General features: G+C 66.3%; 24 protein-coding genes. 18 read left to right on the top strand and 6 right to left on the bottom strand.

Annotation, left to right across the window (positions count from 1 at the left end; translation table 11 throughout):
* Window positions 1-4 precede the first annotated feature (4 nt).
* The 8 genes from NV401_RS07040 to NV401_RS07005 all read left to right on the top strand — a co-directional run bounded on the left by NV401_RS07040 (window position 5) and on the right by NV401_RS07005 (window position 6,902).
* Window positions 5-691 carry a flagellar basal body L-ring protein FlgH gene (locus NV401_RS07040; protein WP_261293694.1) on the top strand — a complete coding sequence of 229 codons (687 nt, stop codon included), beginning with the start codon at window positions 5-7 and terminating at the stop codon, window positions 689-691.
* Complete coding sequence (locus NV401_RS07035) at window positions 691-1,797, top strand: flagellar basal body P-ring protein FlgI (protein ID WP_261293693.1); 1,107 nt, start codon at window positions 691-693, stop codon at window positions 1,795-1,797. Before NV401_RS07040 ends, NV401_RS07035 begins: the two co-directional genes overlap by 1 nt.
* Window positions 1,794-2,168 (top strand): rod-binding protein, encoded by a 375-nt coding sequence (locus NV401_RS07030; protein WP_261293692.1) that lies wholly within the window; start codon window positions 1,794-1,796, stop codon window positions 2,166-2,168. Before NV401_RS07035 ends, NV401_RS07030 begins: the two co-directional genes overlap by 4 nt.
* Window positions 2,165-3,511, top strand: coding sequence for a flagellar hook-associated protein FlgK (gene flgK / locus NV401_RS07025; protein WP_261293691.1), 1,347 nt, complete (start codon window positions 2,165-2,167; stop codon window positions 3,509-3,511). The genes NV401_RS07030 and flgK overlap by 4 nt, the downstream gene beginning before the upstream one ends.
* Before the next feature lie 5 nt (window positions 3,512-3,516).
* Window positions 3,517-4,440, top strand: coding sequence for a flagellar hook-associated protein FlgL (gene flgL / locus NV401_RS07020; RefSeq protein ID WP_261293690.1), 924 nt, complete (start codon window positions 3,517-3,519; stop codon window positions 4,438-4,440).
* 88 nt (window positions 4,441-4,528) lie between these two features.
* Window positions 4,529-5,392, top strand: coding sequence for a flagellar motor stator protein MotA (motA, locus tag NV401_RS07015; RefSeq protein WP_261293689.1), 864 nt, complete (start codon window positions 4,529-4,531; stop codon window positions 5,390-5,392).
* Between the two features lies 1 nt (window position 5,393).
* Entirely contained in the window at window positions 5,394-6,299 is a 906-nt protein-coding gene (locus tag NV401_RS07010) for a flagellar motor protein MotB (protein ID WP_261293688.1), read from the top strand.
* A gap of 114 nt (window positions 6,300-6,413) precedes the next feature.
* A complete protein-coding gene (locus tag NV401_RS07005; protein WP_261293687.1) occupies window positions 6,414-6,902 on the top strand; it encodes a Uma2 family endonuclease in 489 nt (162 codons plus the stop codon).
* A gap of 60 nt (window positions 6,903-6,962) precedes the next feature.
* Here NV401_RS07005 and NV401_RS07000 read toward each other — a convergent pair whose 3' ends face one another.
* The gene (locus NV401_RS07000; protein WP_261293686.1) at window positions 6,963-7,391 is read right to left on the bottom strand and encodes a DUF695 domain-containing protein; all 429 of its coding nucleotides are present in this window, start codon (window positions 7,389-7,391) and stop codon (window positions 6,963-6,965) included.
* Complete coding sequence (hemA, locus tag NV401_RS06995) at window positions 7,391-8,635, bottom strand: 5-aminolevulinate synthase (RefSeq protein ID WP_261293685.1); 1,245 nt, start codon at window positions 8,633-8,635, stop codon at window positions 7,391-7,393. The genes NV401_RS07000 and hemA overlap by 1 nt, the downstream gene beginning before the upstream one ends.
* A 182-nt stretch (window positions 8,636-8,817) precedes the next feature.
* Between hemA and NV401_RS06990 the strand changes: the two genes are divergently transcribed.
* The gene (locus tag NV401_RS06990; RefSeq protein WP_261293684.1) at window positions 8,818-8,985 is read left to right on the top strand and encodes a hypothetical protein; all 168 of its coding nucleotides are present in this window, start codon (window positions 8,818-8,820) and stop codon (window positions 8,983-8,985) included.
* Here the strand turns inward: NV401_RS06990 and murI are convergent.
* The gene (murI, locus tag NV401_RS06985; RefSeq protein ID WP_261293683.1) at window positions 8,982-9,779 is read right to left on the bottom strand and encodes a glutamate racemase; all 798 of its coding nucleotides are present in this window, start codon (window positions 9,777-9,779) and stop codon (window positions 8,982-8,984) included. The two genes, NV401_RS06990 and murI, sit on opposite strands and share 4 nt — an antisense overlap.
* Window positions 9,780-9,946: 167 nt before the next feature.
* Here murI and plsY point away from each other — a divergent pair, with 167 nt between their 5' ends.
* A complete protein-coding gene (plsY, locus tag NV401_RS06980; protein WP_261293682.1) occupies window positions 9,947-10,552 on the top strand; it encodes a glycerol-3-phosphate 1-O-acyltransferase PlsY in 606 nt (201 codons plus the stop codon).
* Window positions 10,545-11,627 carry a DNA-processing protein DprA gene (gene dprA / locus NV401_RS06975; protein ID WP_261293681.1) on the top strand — a complete coding sequence of 361 codons (1,083 nt, stop codon included), beginning with the start codon at window positions 10,545-10,547 and terminating at the stop codon, window positions 11,625-11,627. The genes plsY and dprA overlap by 8 nt, the downstream gene beginning before the upstream one ends.
* A gap of 28 nt (window positions 11,628-11,655) precedes the next feature.
* Here dprA and NV401_RS06970 read toward each other — a convergent pair whose 3' ends face one another.
* The gene (locus NV401_RS06970) at window positions 11,656-12,339 is read right to left on the bottom strand and encodes a phytanoyl-CoA dioxygenase family protein (protein ID WP_315369061.1); all 684 of its coding nucleotides are present in this window, start codon (window positions 12,337-12,339) and stop codon (window positions 11,656-11,658) included.
* A gap of 171 nt (window positions 12,340-12,510) precedes the next feature.
* On the opposite strand from NV401_RS06970, the gene NV401_RS06965 reads away from it, so the two are divergent.
* The gene (locus tag NV401_RS06965) at window positions 12,511-12,909 is read left to right on the top strand and encodes a hypothetical protein (protein ID WP_261293680.1); all 399 of its coding nucleotides are present in this window, start codon (window positions 12,511-12,513) and stop codon (window positions 12,907-12,909) included.
* A gap of 165 nt (window positions 12,910-13,074) precedes the next feature.
* The gene (gene topA, locus NV401_RS06960) at window positions 13,075-15,696 is read left to right on the top strand and encodes a type I DNA topoisomerase (protein WP_261293679.1); all 2,622 of its coding nucleotides are present in this window, start codon (window positions 13,075-13,077) and stop codon (window positions 15,694-15,696) included.
* Between the two features lie 26 nt (window positions 15,697-15,722).
* On the opposite strand, the gene NV401_RS06955 is transcribed toward topA, so the two are convergent.
* Complete coding sequence (locus NV401_RS06955; protein WP_261293678.1) at window positions 15,723-16,019, bottom strand: hypothetical protein; 297 nt, start codon at window positions 16,017-16,019, stop codon at window positions 15,723-15,725.
* A 73-nt stretch (window positions 16,020-16,092) separates the two neighbouring features.
* Window positions 16,093-16,941: a pantoate--beta-alanine ligase gene (gene panC, locus NV401_RS06950; protein ID WP_261293677.1), complete on the bottom strand. Its 849-nt coding sequence runs from the start codon at window positions 16,939-16,941 to the stop codon at window positions 16,093-16,095.
* Between the two features lie 82 nt (window positions 16,942-17,023).
* Here panC and NV401_RS06945 point away from each other — a divergent pair, with 82 nt between their 5' ends.
* The 5 genes from NV401_RS06945 (at window position 17,024) to NV401_RS06925 (ending at window position 21,206) form a co-directional block, all read left to right on the top strand.
* The gene (locus NV401_RS06945) at window positions 17,024-17,836 is read left to right on the top strand and encodes a division plane positioning ATPase MipZ (protein WP_261293676.1); all 813 of its coding nucleotides are present in this window, start codon (window positions 17,024-17,026) and stop codon (window positions 17,834-17,836) included.
* On the top strand, window positions 17,836-18,084 hold the full coding sequence (locus NV401_RS06940; RefSeq protein ID WP_261293675.1) for a DnaJ domain-containing protein: 249 nt from the start codon (window positions 17,836-17,838) through the stop codon (window positions 18,082-18,084). The genes NV401_RS06945 and NV401_RS06940 overlap by 1 nt, the downstream gene beginning before the upstream one ends.
* 65 nt (window positions 18,085-18,149) lie before the next feature.
* The gene (gene pgmG, locus NV401_RS06935) at window positions 18,150-19,532 is read left to right on the top strand and encodes a phosphoglucomutase/phosphomannomutase PgmG (protein WP_261293674.1); all 1,383 of its coding nucleotides are present in this window, start codon (window positions 18,150-18,152) and stop codon (window positions 19,530-19,532) included.
* A 107-nt stretch (window positions 19,533-19,639) separates the two neighbouring features.
* Window positions 19,640-20,389, top strand: coding sequence for a hypothetical protein (locus tag NV401_RS06930; protein WP_261293673.1), 750 nt, complete (start codon window positions 19,640-19,642; stop codon window positions 20,387-20,389).
* A 46-nt stretch (window positions 20,390-20,435) separates the two neighbouring features.
* Window positions 20,436-21,206 carry a 3'-5' exonuclease gene (locus NV401_RS06925; RefSeq protein ID WP_261293672.1) on the top strand — a complete coding sequence of 257 codons (771 nt, stop codon included), beginning with the start codon at window positions 20,436-20,438 and terminating at the stop codon, window positions 21,204-21,206.
* Window positions 21,207-21,251: the final 45 nt, after the last annotated feature.

Raw genomic sequence — 21,251 nt, 5'->3', positions numbered from 1 at the left:
CGCCATGAAGACGAATCACTTCCTCACCGCCGCCCTCGTTCTCGCCGTCGGCCTCGCGCCGACCAGCGCGGACGCCGGCGTGTTCAGCAAAAAGAAGCCGCGCGAGGATTTCTCCGCCGCGCTGCCGGCCGAGCTGCCGCCGACGCCGGCGGTGGCGACGGGATCGATCTTCCAGGTGAATGACGGCTATGCCGCCTTGTACGAAGGCACGCGCGCGCGGCGCGTCGGCGATCCGCTGACGATCGTGCTGGTCGAGCGCACCGCGGCATCCAAATCGGCGGGGTCGAAGCTCGATTCGGGCGGCGGCTTCGGCATCACCCCGCCCAGCACCGGGCCGCTGTCGCTCTTCAGCCCGACCGATGCGAGTGTCAGCGGGCGCCGGAACTTCACCGGCACGGGATCGACCGACCAGTCGAACACGCTGTCGGGCGAAGTCAGCGTCACCGTCGCCAAGGTTTTCCCCAACGGCACGATGCTGGTCCAGGGCCAGAAGCGCGTCACGCTCAATCGCGGCGACGAATTCGTCCAGATCAAGGGCCTGATCCGCGTCGCCGATATCGACGCCAACAACCGCGTCCTCTCGACCCGCGTCGCCGATGCGCAGATCGCCTATACCGGCAAGGGCGATGTCGCCCGCGCCAGCCGGCAGGGCTGGCTCAGCCGCTTCTTCTCCGTGGTGAGCCCGTTCTGATGAAACAGCTGATGATCCGCGCGCTGATCGCCTTTCTCGCCACGGTGTTCGTGATGCAGCCGGCCAGCGCCGATCGCATCAAGGATCTCGGCGGCTTTCAGGGCATCCGTTCCAACCAGCTGACCGGCTACGGCATCGTCGTCGGCCTGCCCGGGACGGGCGACGACAATCTCGAATATACCGTGCAATCGCTCAAGGCCGTCGCTTCGCGCTTCGGGCTGCAACTGCCGCCGGGCGCCAATCCCGGCATGAAGAATGCCGCGGTGGTGCTGATCACCGCCGATCTCCCCGCCTTCGCCAAGCCGGGCCAGAAGCTCGACATCACCGTCGCCTCGATCGGCAAGGCCAAGTCGTTGCGCGGCGGCAGCCTGATCCTCACCCCGATGCTTGGCGCCGATGGGCAGATCTATGCCATGGCGCAGGGCAATCTCGCGGTCGGCGGTCTTGGCGCGGAGGGCAAGGACGGTTCGACCATCGTCGTCAACGTGCCGTCCGCCGGGCGCATCCCTGAAGGCGCGACGGTCGAGCGCGCGGTGCAGACCGGGTTCGAGAATACGCCGGCATTGACCTTCAATCTCGCACGCGCCGATTTCACCACCGCGCAGAACGTCGCCAGCGTGATCAACAACCGCTTCGGCTTTGGCACGGCGCAGGCGATCGACGCGGTCTCCGTGTCGGTGCGCGCACCGATCGGCGGCGATGTCCGCGCGACGCTGATGAGCAATATCGAGAATCTCGATGTCGTCTCGGCCGAGCCCTCGGCCAAGGTGATCGTCAATGCGCGCACTGGCACGGTGGTGATCAATTCGGCCGTCCGCGTCGGTGCCGCCGCGGTCACGCACGGCAAGCTCACCGTGCGGATCGACGAGCAGCAGCGTGTCAGCCAGCCGGCGCCGTTCAGCCAGGGCCAGACCACCGTCGAGCAGCGCTCGGGCGTCGCGGTCGAGGAGGAAAAGCGCCAGATGTTCCTGATCGCGCCGGGGCCAAAACTGTCCGACATCGTCAAGGCGGTCAACGCGATCGGCGCATCGCCGGCCGATCTCGTCGCGATCCTCGAGGCATTGAAAGAGGCCGGCGCACTGCGCGCCGAACTGATCATCCTGTGAGCGACATTCCCGCACTCTCCGCCGCCAGCGCCGTGCCGACCACCGGCATCAGCACCGATACGAGTCGCCTGGGCAGCCGCGCCAATCTCGAAAAGGCCGGCAAGCAGTTCGAATCCGTGTTCGTCGGCATGATGCTGAAATCGATGCGCCAAGCGCACCTGTCGAGCGAGTTGTTCGAGAGCAAGGGGCTCGATACCTTCCGCGAGATGCAGGACCAGAAGGTCGCGCAGTCGATGGCGGATACTGCACCGCTCGGCATCGGCAAGGCGATGGTCGATTTCCTGTCCAAGGCGCAAGCCGCGGCGGAGCAGGCGGCGGCCGATTCAGCGCCCAAAACGGATACACCCCCGTCTGAAGCACCGACGCCGTGAGCGACCTGCTCGGCATCGGCGCCAGCGGGGTGCGTGCGTATCAGAGCGCGCTGACCACCGTTTCCGAAAATATCGCCAATGCCGCGACCACCGGCTATGCGCGCCGCGCCGTCCAGCTGAGCGAAGTCGGGGCGTCGGGCGGCAGCCTGACGCAGCGCAATGTCGTGTCCGGCAGCGGCGTCCTGGTCAGCGGTGTCGCGCGCTCGGCCGATGCGTTTCGCGCGGCGGATGTCCGCGCGGCGGGCGCCGATCTGGCGCGGTCCGAGACGGCGATCGGATCGCTCGGCGCGATCCAGACCGCGTTGACCGGCAATCAACTGGGCAACCGACTGACCAGTTTCTTCAACGCGACCAAGGCAGTGGCCGCCGATCCCTCGGCCAGCACGCCGCGCCAGGCGATGCTCGAATCCGCAACCGCGGTGGCGCAGGCGTTCACCGGCACCGGCAAGCAGCTCGATGCGGTCGCGGCCGAGCTGGACGTCACGGCAACGGAGGCGGCTGCCGGCCTTGATGGGCTCGGCGCCTCGCTGGCCAAGATCAACGATGCGCTCGGACGGACGCAACCAGGCACTGCCGGTGCGGCGCAACTGGCCGATCAGCGCGACCAACTGCTCGAACAGATGAGCGCGATCAGCGACGTCTCGGTGGTCACCGACGCCGCCGGGCGCGCGACCGTCAGGCTCGGCGGCGCCGCCGGGCCGGTATTCGTCGCCGGCAGCGAGGCGGGGCATGTCAGCTATGTCCGCAATGAGGAGGGCGCGGTGTCGTTCGCCGTTGAACGCGCGGGAACGAACAGCACGCTCAGCCCCAATGGCGGCGTGCTCGCCGGTATTGCCGAGGGCGTCCAGCGGGTCGCCGCGGCGCGCGATCAATTGAACACGCTCGCCACAACGTTCGTCGACGGCATCAATGCGGTGCAGGCACAGGGTCAGGACCTGGACGGCGGCCCCGGTGCTGCGATGTTCGCCGCCGGCGCGACGCCGAGCGACGTCAGCATGGTGTTGCGCGATCCACGGGGCCTGGCCGCAGCGGCGGCCGGCGGCGGCGCGCGCGACAACAGCAATCTCGCCAAGTTCGAAACGCTGCGCAACAGCAGCCAGATCGAAGCGGGCGTCACCGCGCTCGTTGCCGGCAACGCCTCGGCCCTGTCGGGCAAGCAGGCGGTGGCCGAGGCACAGGGCGCGATCCGCGACAATGCCGTGGCCGCGCTCGACAGTGCGACCGGCGTCAACCTCGATAGCGAGGCGGTCGACCTGCTGCGCTTCCAACAAGCCTATCAGGCATCGGCACGCATCATCCAGGTGGCGCGCGAAACGATGCAGTCGATCCTCGATATACGGTGATAGCGATGCAGATCAGCACCAGCCAGCTCTACGACCGATCGACCGCCATGATGCAATCGCTGTCGGCGCGCGCCGACAAGCTGCAGACGCAGATTTCGACCGGTATCAGGCTGACCGCGCCGTCCGACGACGTCGTCGCCTATCAGAAGCTGGCGACGCTCAAGCGCGCCGGCGCCAACGACCAAGCCTATACCGCGAACATCAACGTCGCGACATCGGTACTCGCGCAATCCGATACGACCCTGGCGTCGATCGAAAACCAGCTGCAGCGCGCCGCCGAGCTTGCGACGCAGGCGAACAACGGCACATTGTCGCCGGAAAACCGCAAGGTGATCGGCGAGCAGCTCAAGGGCATCGTGCAGGATCTGGTCGGCCTCGCCAACACCAAGGACGTGCGCGGCCAGCCGCTGTTCGGCGCCGCCACCGGCGACACGGCAGTGACGCAGGGGGCCGACGGCAGCGTGCATTTTACCGGAACCGGCGAATCCGCACCGATCCCGGTTGGCGACGGCGTTACCGTGCAAGCGAACGACAGCGCGGCGCGATTGTTCGGCGGGATCGCCAGCGGGTCTGGCACCAGTGACATGTTCGCGATCATTTCCACGCTTGCCGAGGCGCTTACCAGCGATACTGACGCGACCGCCGCCGCGACCGCCGCCGCGACCCAAGCGGGGACCGATCTCAAGGCGGTGTTGACCCAGGTCGCCTCCGCCCGCGGTTCGGTCGGCGCGCGCGGCGCGCGGCTGGATCTCGAACTCGATCGGTTGAGCGATACCGCGATCACGCGTGAATCGGATCGCGTCGGGCTGGAGGATACCGACGCGACCGCCGCGATCACCGAGCTGAAAAAGATGATGACGGTGCTGGAAGCGACGCAGGCGAGCTTTTCGAAGCTCAGCTCGCTCTCCTTGTTCAATTATCTCAGCTGAGGCGGCTTGGTTAACCGCTTGGCTACGAAGACCGGTTAACGCTCGATACGACAGGCGCTTACCTGCCTAGGGGGAATTTCCACACACCATGTTTCCGGTCATCGGCCTCGTCGTCCTCCTCGTGATGATCTTCGGCGGATTCGCCATCACCGGCGGAGCTCTCGGCCCCGTGATGGAAGCGATCCCGCACGAGATGCTGATCATCGGCGGCGCCGCGGTCGGCGCGCTGATCATCGGCAATTCGGGCAAGGAGCTGAAGGCGCTGGGCTCGGGCCTGGGCAAAGTGTTCAAGGGCCCGAAATACAAGAAGCAGGATTATCTCGACACGATCTTCCTCGTGTCGAAGCTGATGAAGATGCTGCGCACCGAGGGGCCGATCGCGCTCGAGCCGCATGTCGAGGATCCTGCATCCTCCGCCATCTTCGCCGAATATCCGCGCCTGCTCGCCGATCATACGCTGGTCAACCTGATCGCCGACACGCTGCGGCTGGTCGTCGTCTCGTCGGGCACGCTCGACGTGCATGCGGTCGAGGACGTGATGGACAATATGATCAAGACCCATCACCACGAGGTGGAAAGCCCGCACACCACGCTGGCCAGCCTGGCCGATGCATTGCCGGCTCTCGGCATCGTCGCCGCCGTGCTCGGCGTGGTCAAGACGATGGGCTCGATCGACAAGCCGCCGGCGATCCTGGGCGCGATGATCGGCTCAGCGCTGGTCGGCACGTTCATGGGCGTGCTGCTGGCCTACGGCATCGTCGCGCCGCTCGCCAATCGGCTGAAGCAGGTGATCGACGCCGATGCGGCGATCTATCACGTGGTCAAGCAGATCATCATCGCCTCGCTGCACGGGCATCCGCAGCCGCTGGTGATCGAGGCGGCACGTTCGGGCATCGCGCACAGCAACCAGCCCGGTTTCGCGGAAGTGTTCGACGGACTGAGAGGGCGCTAACGTGACGGCGCGCGCACCGCATGGCAGCAACCAGCCGCCGAAGATCATCTACAAGAAGATCTATATCGAAGGGCATGGCGGCCATCATGGCGGCGCCTGGAAAGTGGCCTATGCCGATTTCGTCACGGCGATGATGGCGTTCTTCCTGCTGATGTGGTTGCTCGGTGCGACCAACGAGAAGCAGCGCAAGGCGCTGGCGGATTATTTCGCGCCGACGCTGATCGATTTCAAGCAGAACAGCGCCGGTTCGGACGGGCTGTTCGGCGGCGAATCACTGATCGACAAGGACAATTATCCTCACAAGGCGGCGCAGACCGGCACCAAATCGCTGACCGTGCCGGCCGATGCATCCGGCGGCCTGTCGGTCGGCACCGGGCAAAAGGGGTCGCTCAAGAACAAGGCGCAGCTCGGCGCCGAAGACCAGCGCAATTTCGAGAAGATGCGCCGTCGCGTGGAAAGCGAGATGGCGGCCAATCCCAAGCTCGCGCGGCTGGGCAAGCATGTCCGCTTCATGCGCACGCGCGACGGGATGCGGATCGATCTGCTCGATGACGCCGATTATTCGATGTTCGCGCTCGGCACGACGCAGCTCGATCCGCAAGCATCGAAGCTGATCGGGCTGATCGCCGAATCGATCACCGGCATGCAGAACCCGATCATGATCCGTGGCCATACCGATAGCCTGGCCTATGGCGATCCCTTGGCGATGAACAACTGGATCTTGTCCTCGAGCCGCGCCGAGGCGACACGGCGACGGCTGTTCTATGGCGGCATTCCCGAGCAGCGGTTCGAGCGGATCGAAGGCGTGGCGGATCGCGAGCCGATGATCGTCAACCACCCGTCCGACCCGCGCAACCGCCGTGTCGCGATCACCCTGCTCTACCGCGCCGGCCGCTTCGCGGATTGAATTCCCCTCGCGACGACTCGGATGGCATGATATCTGCCAAGCATGAGCAGGGTCGCAGGTTCAGACATGGCGCAGCAGTCCTGCGCCCGGTTTACCACCGCAGAGTTCTCGCACATGGCTGCTTCGGGGGCGTTCGACGACATGAAGGTCGAACTGGTCAAGGGGGGGCTGGAGCGGGTGAACTTTCCCAAATCGCGGCATTCCATCCGCCAGACCCAATTGTTGTTCGCGCTGACCCGCGCGATCGACGGCACGACGCTGAAGGCGACGGCGGAGATCGGCATCGACCTCGGCAACGATACCGTGCGCGGGTGCGACGTGGCGATCCTGCGCGCCGTGCCCGAGCAGGATCGCTGGATGCGCCCGCACGAGATGCTGCTGGTCGTCGAAGTGGCGGAGACGACGATCCGGCGCGATCTCGGCTACAAGCGGGTCGATTATGCCGATGCCGGCATCGCGCAGTATTGGGTGGTCGATGGCGACCGCTCGATCGTGCATGTCTATGCCGATCCGGTTGCAGGCGAATATGCCTCCGTGCGCACCGTGCGGTTCGGCGAGGCGCTGGCGGTGCCCGGGACCGAGCAGTCGATCGTCATACTCTGACCCCGTGGCGGGAGCAGCGGTAGACCGTTGCGCATGCGGCGCTCTGCGGCCGCATCGGCGTCAGGGCGCGGGCTGCACCTCGCGCAGGCCCTGCCATTCGGGATCGGGGGTCGCTTCCAGCTCGATCGGATAGAGTGCGTGGCCGGTGAACGCGGCGCTGAACCGGGCTTCGAACTCCTCGGCATCGGCGGTATAAAAGCGCCATTGCCGGGCGCCGTTACCGGTGATCGCCGCTGCCTCGGTTGCCCAGTCGGATTCGTCCAGCGCGGCGAACAGAACTTCCTCGAAGCCCTCCATCCGATCGTAGAGCGCGCGCGACGGCATGCCCGCGCTCGCTTCGCCGTCATAAGACCAGGTGATGGTGACCAGCACCGGGCGTGCCGCGCGCTGCTCGGCCAGAGGCACGCGCGCCAGCGCGCGCACGATCGTCATATTGTCGCCCGCCTTGCCCTGGGCGAGCGTCCAGTCTTCGGCCTTGCGCGTCGGCATCAGGCGGCCTTGCGCAGTTCCAGGCGGCTCCAGATCTCGACCAGTGCATTGGTTAGATCGACCATCATCGCCTCATCATGCGCCGGGCCGGGCGTAAAGCGCAGCCGCTCGGTGCCGCGCGGGACGGTCGGATAATTGATCGGCTGGACGTAAACGCCATATTCGGCGAGCAGGATGTCGCTGATCTTCTTCGCCTTGACCGGATCGCCGACCATCAGCGGTACGATGTGCGTGGTCGATTCCATCACCGGCAGCCCGGCATCGGCGAACAGCGTCTTGAGCATCGCCGCGGCGGCCTGTTGCCCGTCGCGCTCGACGCTCGACGCCTTGAGGTGTCGCACCGACGCCAGCGCGCCCGCGACCAGCACCGGCGACAGCGAGGTCGTGAAGATGAAGCCCGGCGCGTAGCTACGGATCACGTCGATGATCGTCTGATCGGCGCTGATATAGCCGCCCATCACCCCGATCGCCTTGCCCAGCGTACCTTCGATGATGGTCAGCCGATCGGCCACTCCATCGCGATCCGAAATGCCGCCGCCGCGCGCGCCGTACATGCCGACGGCATGGACCTCGTCGAGATAGGTCAGCGCATTATACTGATCGGCGAGGTCGCAGATCGCCGCGATCGGCGCGACGTCGCCGTCCATCGAATAGACGCTCTCGAACGCGATCAGCTTCGGCGCGGCGGGATCGGCCGCGGCGAGCAATTCCTCGAGATGCGCGACGTCGTTGTGGCGGAAGACGTGCTTTTCGCAGCCGGAATTTCGAATCCCGGCGATCATCGATGCGTGGTTGAGCTCGTCGGAAAAGATGATGCAGCCCGGCAGCACCTTGGCGAGCGTGGCCAAGGTCGCCTCGTTCGAGACATAGCCGGAGGTGAACAACAAGGCCCCCTCCTTGCCGTGCAGATCGGCAAGCTCGCCCTCGAGATCGACGTGATAATGGGTGTTTCCACCGATGTTGCGCGTGCCGCCCGAGCCGGCGCCGACATCATGCAGTGCCGCTTCCATCGCCGCAATCACGTCCGGATGCTGGCCCATCGCGAGATAGTCGTTCGAACACCAGACGGTGATCGGCTTGGGGCCGTTATGCCCGGCGAAGCAGCGCGCGTTGGGAAACGCGCCCTTGTTGCGCAGGATATCGATGAACACGCGGTAGCGGCCCTCGACATGCAGGCGATCGATCGCCTGGGTGAAGATGCGCGAATAGTCGACTCCGCGCACGGCCTTGAGGTCCGCGTCCATAGCCAGCGCCCTAAACGTATCGGGCGCGGAATTCTAGCAATTTGCGCGCGGTCGACTTGCCTCAAATCAAGTGCCGAATCGGATCGATCATGTTAAGATCGATCCATCGTGGACGTTCGCTTCAGAGCAGGTCCGCGACCGAGAGAGGGTTTGCGCTCCCGCTCTGCCGCCAGGAATGTGCCGTGACCGACAGCCGCAGGATGAACACCGCCAGTACCGACTATTTTGCCCGCCGCGAAGCGCAGGAGCGCGCGCTGTGCCAGCGCGCCACCGATCCCGGCGCGCGCATCGCGCACGAGCAACTGGCCAAGCGCTACGCAGAACTGAGCCGCGAGCCCGAGCTCGCCTAGAGCGACTCGAGCCGCGTCAGCCCGAAGCGCTCCAGGGCCGGGGCAAGCGCCGCCGTGTCAGCATCGCCCCTGGTGAATACGGCGATGCCCTCGCCCGGTGCCGCGCCCCAATCCTGCCCGGCGGTGAGATGGGCGACCCGGCGCGCGATTCCTGCACTGCCATCGACGAATTCCACGCCCGGCGGTGCGGCGGCGGCCAGTTCGTCGGCGACCAGCGGGAAATGCGTGCAGGCGTTGACGATCGTATCGATGCGATCGCCGCCCGCCTGGCCGAACAGCCCGGCGAGGATCGCCGCATAGCGCGCCGGATCGGTGGCGTGGCCATGCAATTTCGCCTCGGCCAGACGGACCAGTTCGGCCGAGCCGTGGCGCAGCACCAGGCAATCGCCGGCGAAGCGCCGGGCGAGATCGTCGACATAAGGCTGGCGCACCGTGGCATCGGTGCCGAGCACCCCGATCGTGCGCGTCTTGCTGATCGCGGCGGCGGGCTTGATCGCGGGGACGGTGCCGACCACGGGCAGATCCAGTGCGGCGCGCACCTCGGCCAGCGCGATCGTCGAGGCGGTGTTGCAGGCGATGACGATGAGGCGCGGGCGATACCGCTCGGCGAGACGGCCAAGCAAGGCGGGGACGCGCACGGCGATCTCTGCCTCGCTCTTGGTGCCGTAAGGGAAGCCGGCAGAATCGGCGGCATAGACGATCGATGCCGCCGGGAGCAGCGCACGCGTCGCGGCGAGGACCGACAGGCCGCCCACGCCGGAATCGAAGAACAGGATCGGGCGCGTGTCGTTCATAGTGGCCATTTAGGCGAACGTTGCTTGATGTCGAGGGGCGGCTCCCAGCAGGCCGCCATCCTGATGGATCCTGCCTTTCGCCAGGATGATGCGAAAATGGGTAGACTGTTGGCACTCCCGCACGCACTCGGCTATACGCGAACATAAGGGGGCCACGGGGAACGATTTTGCAGACCGACTATCTCTGGGTGGCGCCGCTTGCGGCGCTGGTGTTGGGCTATCTGCTCGGCTCGATTCCGTTTGGCGTGATCCTGACGCGGCTCGGCGGTGCGGGCGATTTGCGCACGATTGGCTCCGGCAATATCGGCGCGACCAACGTGCTGCGCACCGGACGGAAGGGCCTGGCGGCGGCGACCATGCTGCTCGACGGCGCCAAGGGCGGCGTGGCGGTATTGCTGTGCGAATGGCTGTTCCCCGGCACCGCGCTGTTCGCGGCGGCGGCGGCCTTTCTCGGCCACCTCTATCCGGTGTGGCTGAAATTCCGTGGCGGCAAGGGCGTGGCGACGCTGATGGGCATCCTGCTCGCGCTGCACTGGCCGTGCGGCCTGGTCTACGCCGTGGTGTGGCTCGGCCTGCTCGGTGTGCTGCGCATCTCCTCGGTCGCGGGCATGGCGGCGGCGATCAGCGCGCCGGTCAGCGCGGCGCTGTTCTCGCGCTTCGATCTGGTGGTCCTGCTGCTGGTCTTGTGCCTGCTGGTGCTGTTCAAGCATCGCGAGAATATCGACCGTTTGTTCAGCGGCACCGAACCGCGCCTCGGGCGCAAGCATGGCTGATGCGGGCACGGTCGCGCGGCTGCGGTTGATCCGCACGGCGCAGATCGGCCCGATCACCTATCGCCAGTTGATCCTGCGCTTCGGCGATGCGGCGGCGGCGATCGAAGCGCTGCCGGGCCTCGCGCAGCGCGGCGGCGGGCGCGCGCCGGCAGTGGCGGAGGCGGCGCTCGCCGAACGCGAACTGGCCAAGGTCGCGCGGCTCGGCGGGCGACATCTGTTCATCGACGATCCCGCCTATCCCGCGCTGCTCGCCGAGCTCGACGATGCGCCCCCCGTGTTGACGATGCGCGGGCAGGCCGGGCTGCTCGAGCGCACCGCGGTGGCGATGGTCGGCGCGCGCAATGCGTCTGCCGCGGCATGCCGCTTCGCGCGACAGCTCGCCTGTCAGCTGGCCGAGCAGAACATTGCCGTGGTTTCGGGGCTGGCACGCGGCGTGGATACCGCGGTGCATGTCGGCGCGTTGAGCGGCGGCACGATCGGCGTGATCGCCGGCGGGCTCGACATTGCCTATCCGCCGGAGAATGCCGCGCTGCAGGAGCGGATCGCCACGGACGGGCTGCTGATCGCTGAGCAGCCGCCCGGCGTCGAGCCGCGCGCGCGTCATTTTCCCTATCGCAACCGCATCATCGCCGGCCTTTCGGTAGGCACGGTGGTGATCGAGGCGGCGCCACGCTCGGGATCGCTGATCACCGCACGGCTGGCGGGCGAGGCGGGGCGCGACGTGATGGCGGTGCCGGGCTCGCCGCTCGATCCGCGCGCGCAAGGCTGTAACGGGCTGATCCGTGACGGTGCCGTGCTGGTGCAATCGGCCGCGGACATCGTCGAGACAATCGGCCCGATCGATCGCCGCATGGTACGCTCGCCCGACCGCGGGTTCGCCGCGGCGGCACCGGAGGATGCCAGCGACGGCGAGCGTCGCGTGATGATCGGCCTGCTCGGGCCGGTGCCGGTCGCGGTCGACGAACTGATCCGCCAATCCGGCTTCGCGCCGGCGATCGTGCAGACCATCATGCTCGAACTGGAGCTGGCCGGGCGGCTGGAGCGGCATGCCGGCGGCCGCGTCAGCCTTATCTGAGCGCGGCGGCGTTGCTGCAGAGCCGATGTTACACGCCAAGCCACTCCAAACCACTGGGCAACTCCTCAGCGGCGAAATCGATTTGGAGGACGCGTCGATGCGCCGGACGACTGGCCGTTTCAGACGCATGTAAAATCGGCGTGGCATAGAGCCACGCATCGCCGGCATTAGCGATGCACACCCGCTTGCCGCATCGGCTAACGACCTGTTCGATCGCGTCAACGGGGACGCGCCCTTCAGTATGCGAGCCGGGCGCTATCATGAGCGGGGCATTGGTTGCAGGAACATCGTCGAGATGAGCGCGCAAAGTGACCATGCGCGTGAGCAGATCGAATGGAGGAGCAACGTGCTGCATACCGCTCTTTGTGGTCCAAGGGCCAAAGCCATTCACATTGATACGTTGCTTCACGCAAATGGTGCGGTCCTGATGCCAAGCAAGCGACCAGTTCGTTTCAACGGTCTTATCGAAGAATATCGCTCTCACCGCACGGCACTTTGATCCCAGCACGTTCGCGGCAATCGAACCAATTGCACCATCGGAGGCGAGAAACGGGCGCAGTGCCTTGATGCCGCAGATGCGAACACCGGCCCGCTCCGAAGGTAGGTGCGCGAGCGCCGCCCGCAAATCGGCCAGGCCATCGGCTATAGCGCCGGGGAAATGCTCCGCACCGTACTGAAAAAATTCGAAAGGATTCTGCTCCCGCACCATCATATGCGCAGGTATGCCGATCGAGCGGGTCTTAGCAATGGCGGCACCAGCGCGAAAGCGGAAGAGTGACGTTTCGTAAGCCGACGCTTGGACTGATCCATGTTATGATGAGTTGCGCCCTAAAACCGCGATAGCGCTGATGCGATACGGGTGGACCGTCCGGGGGAAGCGAACATGCCTGATCTTGCTGCCGTCGTCGAATTCTGGACTGGTGCACCACGACCCTCAACGCACGAGATCCGGCTGATCGCCGCCCGTAGCATCCTGGCGACCAAGCAGACGCTGCGTGAGACACTGCCCGCCGGGCTGACCCAGGACCCGGCGGTCGAAATTCTCTTGTCGCTATTTACCGCCGGCGCATCGGGCTCGATGCGGATCGAGGCGGCCTGCGCCGCCACCACGGTGGCGCCGAGCGTTGCCGCGCGCTGGGTGCGCGCGCTCGAGCAACACGGCCTGGTGCAGATCAGCGAAGGCGCGGACGGGCAATGGATCGCCTTGTCCGAACAGGGGCGCGCGCGGACGACCAAGACCATCGACGCGATCCTGGCGCAGCAGGCCGACATTCTGGGCTGATCTTTCAGGCGCCGTCGTGGTGCCGACGGGCCCTGAGCGCTTTACGCTGCGCGCCGCGCCGACTAGCGAGCGCCGATGCACGCCCGGATGGGGCGATCGATCCGCTTGACGCGGCCCGGTCGGCCTCTCCATCCTCGCGCGTACACGTAAGGACGCACTTTCCCCATGCAGCTTGTCATCGTCGAATCGCCCGCCAAGGCCAAGACCATCGAGAAATATCTCGGCAGCGATTACCGCGTCCTGGCGTCCTACGGCCATGTCCGCGATCTGCCGCCCAAGGATGGTTCGGTGAATCCCGACGAGGGCTTCGCGATGGAATGGGAAAATTACGCGGACAAGTCGAAGCAGCTGAAGGCGATCACCGATCTCGCCAAGACCGCCGACCGACTGATCCTGGCGACCGATCCGGATCGCGAGGGCGAAGCGATCAGCTGGCATGTCCAGGAAGTGCTGCGCAACCGCAAGGCGCTGCCCAAGGACGTGCAGCGCGTGACCTTCAACGCGATCACCAAGGCAACGGTGACCGAGGCGATGAAGCATCCGCGCGAACTGGACGACGATCTGATCGATGCGTACCGCGCGCGCCGCGCGCTCGATTATCTGGTCGGCTTCACGCTTTCCCCGGTGCTGTGGCGCAAGCTGCCCGGCGCCAAGTCCGCCGGGCGCGTGCAATCGGTGTCGCTGCGCCTGATCGTCAGCCGCGAACGCGAGATCGAAGCGTTCCGGGCGCAGGAATATTGGTCGATCACCGCCGATCTCGAACAGGACGGCACGCCGTTCCAGGCGCGCCTCGTGACGTTCGAGGGCAAGAAGCTCGATCGCCTGTCGATCGGCGAGGAAGGCACCGCGCTGCGCGCCAAGGCCGCGGTCGAGGAAGGGCGGTTCAGCGTCCAGAGCGTCGAGACCAAGCCCGCATCGCGCAACCCGCCGCCGCCGTTCACCACCTCGACCTTGCAGCAGGAAGCCTCGCGGAAACTCGGTTTCTCGGCCGATCACACGATGCGCATCGCGCAGGGCCTCTACGAGGACGGCGCGATCACCTATATGCGTACCGACGGCGTGCAGATGGATTCGAGCGCGATCTCCGCCGCGCGGCTCGCCGTCGCCAATCGCTACGATGCCAGCTACGTGCCCGACAAGCCGCGCGTCTATACCACCAAGGCGAAGAATGCGCAGGAAGCGCATGAGGCAATCCGCCCGACCGATTTCGGCAAGGACAAGGTCGGCGCGGGCGATCATGCGCGGCTGTACGATCTGATCTGGAAGCGCGCTTTGGCCAGCCAGATGGCGAGCGCGCGGATGGAGCGGACGACCGTCGAGCTGCTCGACGGTTCGGGCCATACCGGCCTGCGCGCGACCGGGCAGGTCGTGTTGTTCCCCGGCTATCTCGCTTTGTACGAGGAAGGCTCGGACGACAGCCAGGACGAAGACGCGCGCCGCCTGCCGCGGTTGCGCGAGGGCGATGCGCCGGCCAAGAAAGCCGTCAATGCCGAGCAGCATTTCACGCAGCCGCCGCCGCGCTTCTCCGAAGCCTCGTTGGTCAAGCGGATGGAGGAGCTCGGCATCGGGCGGCCATCGACCTATGCCTCGATCATCAAGACGCTGAAGGACCGCGCCTATGTCCGCGTCGAGAAGAACCGCTTCTTCGCCGAGGAATCTGGCCGGCTGGTGACCGCGTTCCTCGAGCGCTTCTTCGAGAAATATGTCGGTTACGACTATACTGCGGGGCTGGAAGACGAGCTCGACGAAGTCTCGGGCGGGCGCGCCGAATGGCAGGCGGTGCTGGCGGCGTTCTGGCAGGACTTCAAGCCGCGCACGACCGAAGTGATGGAGCAGAAGCCGTCCGAAGTGACCGCGGCGCTCGACATCTTCCTGGAGCCCTATCTGTTCCCGGCGCAGGCCGATGGCGGCGACGCGCGGCTCTGCCCGAATTGCGGGCAGGGGCGGCTGGCGCTGCGCGGCGGCAAGTTCGGCGCGTTCGTGGCGTGCTCCAACTACCCCGAGTGCAAATATACCCGCCGCTTCGGCCAGCCGGGTGCCGATGGCGAGGGTGTCGATACGGGCCCCGAGACGCTCGGCAACGATCCTGAAACCGGCCTGCCGGTCGAGCGCAAATCCGGGCGGTTCGGGCCGTATATCCAGATCGGCGAGGGCGAGACGCGCAAGATGGCGTCGATCCCGAAGGATATCGGCGAGCTTGACCTGCAATGGGCGCTCAAATTGCTGTCGCTGCCGCGCACCATCGGCACGCATCCCGAAACCGGCGAGCCGATCACCGCGGCGATCGGCCGCTATGGCCCGTACCTCAAGCACGCGGGCAAATATGCCCGGCTGACCTCGACCGACGATGTGTTCGAGACGGGGATGAACGCGGCGGTGGTGAAACTCGCCGAAGCGGCGGCGGGCGGCGGGCGGCCGCAGCGCGGCGCCCAGGCGCCGCTCAAGATGCTGGGGCTGCACCCGCGCACCGAGGCGGAGATCAAGCTAATGGAGGGCCGCTACGGCGCCTACGTCACCGACGGCGAGACCAATGCCACGCTGCCCAAGTCGATCGAGAAGGACGCGCTGACGCTGGAGGAAGCCGCACAGTTGATCGACGCGCGCGCCGCGGCGGCACCGACCAAGAAGGTCAAGAAGAAGGCCGCGCCCAAGAAGGCGGCAGCGAAGAAGCCGGCTGCGGCGAAGGCGGCCGATGGTGCGGCACCGGCGACAAAGGTCGCGGCCAAGAAGCCGGCGGCGAAGAAACCGGCCGCGAAGAAGCCTGCCGCGAAGAAGGCGGTGGCCTAAGGCGCCTCCCCGTACGGGGAGGAGCTTTAGGCCGCGCGGCGTTCCGTGCTGCGCAGCCAGGCACGTGCGGCGGCCTGGGCCGTGGCGATCTCGCGTGCGCTCATGTCCTCGGCGATTTCCGCGCGGCACGCCTGTGCCGCTTCGCTGCCGGCGACGGCGGCGAGATTGAACCATTTGTGCGCTTCGATCAGATCGATATCGAGCCCGGCCGCGCCGCTCGAATAGGCCATGCCAAGATCGTAATAGGCGTCGATATTCCCGCGCGCGGCATCCGCGATGCGGCTGTCGATCAAGAACTGCGCACTCTTCAGGCTGTTGCCCATGCCCTTAACCCCTGTTAACCATTTTCCCTGGATCGACCATGCCAACTCGGTCTCAAGGAATGGTTAACGGCAGTTAGGCAGATTCGACGGGCTCCACCGCGAGGTTGTCGATCAACCGCGTCTGGCCCAGCCGGGCGGCAGCGACCAGCCGGCGGGGACGGCCGGCATCGGGACGGCCGAGCGTCTCGGCATCGACCAGTTCGACATAGTCGATGACGAAGCCGGCAGCGATCAGCGATTCGCGGGCGACGGCCAGCGCGGCTTCCGCATCATCACCCTTCTGGATCGCGCGGGCGGCGACGCCAAGCGCGCGCGGCAGGGCGACCGCCTTGGCGCGCTCGGCCTCGTCGAGATAGATGTTGCGTGAGGACAAAGCGAGCCCGTCATCCTCGCGCTGCGTCGGCACGCCGATGATCTCGATCCCCATGTCGAGATCGGCGACCATGCGGCGGATCACGGCGAGCTGCTGGAAATCCTTCTCGCCGAAATAGGCGAGATCCGGGCGGACCTGGTTGAACAGCTTGGTCACCACGGTCGCCACACCATCGAAATGGCCGGGCCGCGCGGCGCCGTCGAGCCCGTCGCTGACCCCGGCGACCGACACGTTGGTGGCGAAGCCTTCCGGATACATGATCTCGACCGGCGGCATCCACAGCAGGTCGCAGCCTGCTTCGTTCAGCATGCGCGTATCGGCAAGTTCCTTGCGCGGATAGCGGCTGAGATCCTCGTTCGGGCCAAACTGCTTGGGATTGACGAAGATCGACGCCACGACGCGGGTGCCGGGGCGCTTGGCGGCCTCGATCAGCGCGATATGACCGGCATGCAGCGCGCCCATGGTCGGGACCAGCGCGATGCGGCTGCCATCGCTGCGGAGATCGGCGATCCCGTTGCGGAGCAGGTCAAGCTGACGGATGGTTTGCACGCGCGTGTGGCCTTGGGTAAAGGATGGGCCGGGCCTTCTATGGGGGGCATCTCAACCAAGCAACCAAAGGAATTTTTGCGACGTGTCTACGGTTGCGCAAAAGCCACACATCATCGTCTTCGCCAACGAAAAGGGCGGCACGGGCAAGTCGACCACCGCGGTGCATGTCGCGATCGCGCTGCAGGCACGCGGCGCGCGCGTCGCGGCGTTCGATCTCGACCACCGGCAGCGGACGATGGGGCGGTATCTCGATAATCGCGCCGAGACGCAGAAGCGCACCGGGCGCGAGCTGCCGATCCCGCGCCATGCGACGCATGACGGCGAGACGCTCGAGCGTTTCGAGGACGTGTTCGCCGCCCTGTCCGAGGGCAGCGATTTCCTGGTGATCGACACGCCGGGGCGCGACGACCGCTTCGCGCGGCTGGCCGCCGAGCGCGGCGACACGCTGGTCACGCCGATGAACGACAGCTTCGTCGATTTCGACCTGATCGGGCAGGTCGATCCCGATACCTACAAGGTGACGCGGCCGAGCTTCTATGCCGAACTGATCTGGGATGCGCGCAAGACCCGCGCGAAGACCGACGGCTCGACGATCGACTGGGTCGTGCTGCGCAACCGCGTCCAGCATATCGAGGCGCGCAACATGCGCCGCGTGTCCGAAGCGCTCGATCAGCTGTCCAAGCGCGTCGGCTTCCGCATCATCCCGGGGCTCGGCGAGCGCGTGATCTACCGCGAACTGTTTCCCAAGGGGCTGACGATGCTCGATGCCGGCGAATTCGGCGGCATGGGCCTGAGCCATGTCGCGGCGCGCCAGGAATTGCGCGAGATGATGGCGGCGCTGGCACTGCCCGAACCGACGCAGCAGAACGCTACCCTGCCCTTGTTCGCCGCCTGATGTCGAAAATCATCCTGATCGGGCTGATCCTGTTCGCCGGCTGGCTGCTGCTGCGCCGGACGACCAAGACCGAGCGGCTCGACGAACAGGAGGCGCGCTCGATCCTGGGCGTCGATGCCGCCGCCAATGCCGATGAAGTGCGCGCCGCGCATCGCCGGTTGCTCAACGCGGTGCATCCCGACAAGGGCGGCTCGGCCGATCTGACGCGCCGCATCAACGCCGCGCGCGACGCGCTGCTCAAGCGATAGATTTGAACCAAAGTCACGGTTCGCTCATTACGCCATCGAACCGACAGACTTACCGAGGAGCCAGAATGACGCACCGTTTCGATCCCACGTCGCTGCGTGAATACGATATCCGCGGCATCGTCGGCAAAACGCTCGGCGCGGCCGATGCGACGGCGATCGGGCGCGGTTTCGCGACCCGCGTGCGGCGCGTCGGCGGCACCCGCGTCGCGGTCGGTTATGACGGTCGGCATTCCTCGCCCGAGCTCGAAGCGGCGCTGGTCGCAGGGCTGATCGCTGGCGGCGTGGACGTGGTGCGGATCGGCATGGGGCCGACGCCGATGCTCTATTATGCCGAGGCGATCCTAGAAGTGGATGGCGGCATCCAGATAACCGGCAGCCATAATCCCGCCGAGTATAACGGCTTCAAGATGGTGCTGCAGCATCTGCCGTTTTTCGGCGACGACATCCAGGATCTGGCGCGCCTGGCGGAAGCCGGCGACTGGGAAGAGGGCGAAGGCACGGTCAGCAGCGCCGATATCGAGGACGATTATGTCGGCCGGTTGCTCGCCGGCTATGCCGGTGGCACGTACAAGATCGGCTGGGATGCCGGCAACGGCGCGTCCGGCCCGGTAATCGAGAAACTCGTCAAGCTCCTGCCGGGTGAGCATCATCTGTTGTTCACCGATGTCGACGGCGATTTTCCCAACCATCATCCCGATCCTACCGAGGAAAAGAACCTCGCCGATCTCAAGCGTCTCGTCGCCGAGAAGCAGCTCGATTTCGGACTGGCCTTCGATGGCGACGGCGACCGGATCGGCGCGATCGACGGCCAGGGCCGCGTGATCTGGGGCGATCAGCTTCTCTCCATTCTGGCGGTACCTGTGCTGAAGGAACTGCCCGGCGCGACGATCATCGCCGACGTGAAGGCAAGCCAGATGCTGTATGACCGCATCGCCGAACTGGGCGGCGAGCCGCTGATGTGGAAGACCGGCCATTCGCTGATCAAGACCAAGATGAAGGAAACGCATGCGCCGCTCGCCGGCGAAATGAGCGGCCACATCTTCTTCGCGCACGAATATTACGGCTTCGACGATGCGCAATATGCCGCTGTCCGCCTGATCCGGGCGGTGCACATGATCGGCAAGTCGATGACCGAGATCCGCGGTGAGATGCCCGCGTTGGTCAACACGCCGGAAATGCGCTTCCAGGTCGACGAGAGTCGCAAGTTCGCGGTGATCGAGGAAGTGCTCGAGCGGCTCGAAGCCTCGGGAGCCGACGTCAATCGCACCGATGGCGCCCGCGTCAACACGCCCGACGGCTGGTGGCTGCTGCGCGCCTCGAACACACAGGACGTGCTGGTCGCGCGGGCCGAAGCCAAGGACCAGGCCGCGCTCGATCGCCTGCTCGCCATGATCGACGAGCAACTGGCGGCGAGCGGCTTGGAGCGCGGCGAACAAGCCGGGCATTGAGTTGAATGCCGATCCTTCCCCGCCCGCGGCGGGGAAGGATTTCTTTGTAACGGATTGTGTCCGCACTTCTCGTTGCAGCGCACAAGCCACCGGTCTAGGCGCAGCCTATGCCGTCGACGTCCTATCAATCCTCGTCGAAGCGGCGCCGCGCGATCGGGCTCGGGCTGGCGGTCGCCGCGCATCTCATCGTGCTCGTCATCATGCTGACGATGGCGCCGAAACTAATGACCCCGGACAAGAAGGACCCGACCGCCTTCACGATGTTCGACGTGCCCGGGCCGGTGCCCGATCCCGGCGCGAAAGAGATCGAGATCGAGAAAAAGAAGCCGGCCACCGCGGCAAGCGGCGCGCCCGGCCGTGCGCCGACGCCTGCGCCGGCCAAGGCGCCGCCGGTGCCGCCGACGCCGCCGACGCCGACGTTGATCGGCGGGCACGAACTGTTCCAGGCCGCCGACATCGCCAATCTGCCACAGCGCGGCGGCGGCGACAGCGGTTCGGGCTCCGGCAAGGACAGCGGGTCGGTCTACGGCCCGGGGGCGGGGCCGGGCGGCGAACGCCTGTATGAAGCCGAGTGGGAACGCGAGCCGACCAAGGCGGAAATGGCCTTCTACATGCAGGGCGTGAACCAGCAGGAGGGATGGGGCCTGGTCGCGTGCAAGACGATCCCCGGCAACCGCGTCGACAATTGCCGCTCGCTCGGTGAATCGCCGCTGGGCGCGGGCATTTCGCGCGCGATGCGGCTGGCGGCGTGGCAATTCCGCGTGCTGCCGCCGCGGATCGGCGGCCGTCCGCAGATCGGCGTGTGGGTACGGATCCGGTTCGACATCGTCGCCGGCGTGGCCACCAAGCGCGGATAGGCCGGGCAGGGCTGGCATTCGCCAGGCAAACCCGCCATTTAGGGCAATGCCTCCTTCGCAACCCTCGATCATCCGCGTCATCGATCTCGAAACCACCGGCCAGGCGCCGCCGGCGCACGGCGTGTGCGAGATCGGCTGGCAGGATGTCGTGCTGGGCCCGGATGGGCGTTGGGAAGTGTATGGCGAGGGCGGGCAGCGTTACGTGAACCCGGGCCGCCCGATCCCGCCGATCACGCAGGCGATCCATCACATCCTCGACGAGCAGGTCGCCGATGCGCCGTTCTGGCAGGATGTCGCGCGGCCGGTGCTCGATCCCTATCCGCGGCGCGTGGCGCTGGCCGCGCATCGCGCCGATTTCGAGCAGCAATATTGCACGCCCGCGCTGACCCGCGGCGCGGACTGGATCTGTACGTGGAAATGCGCACTGCGGCTGTGGCCGGACAGCCCGAGCTTTTCCAACCAGGTGCTGCGCTACTGGCGCAAGCCGCACGGGATCGAGCATGAGCGCGGGCTGCCCGCGCATCGCGCCTTTCCCGATGCCTATGTCACTGCCTTCCACCTGCGCGACATGCTCAACGAATCGAGCCTCAAGCAGCTGATCGACTGGTCGAACATTCCCGGGCTGCTGCCGCGCGTGCGCTTCGGGCCGGATCGCGGCAAGGCCTGGACCGAGATCGACGACGACAGCCTGACCAAGTTTCTCGGCGATCGCGACATCGATGTCCGCTACACGGCCGAGACCGAGCTGGCGCGACGCCGCGGCGGCGGATTGGTCGGTCGGCAGAGTCCGCAGGGCAGCCTCGCTTGGGACGATTGATGTCGCTCAACGAGCCATTGCTGGTATTTGTCGTTGTCGCTGCGT

This window comes from Sphingomonas hylomeconis (assembly GCF_025370105.1).
GTDB lineage: Bacteria > Pseudomonadota > Alphaproteobacteria > Sphingomonadales > Sphingomonadaceae > Sphingomonas > Sphingomonas hylomeconis.
This window is presented reverse-complemented; position numbering and strand designations above follow the sequence as displayed.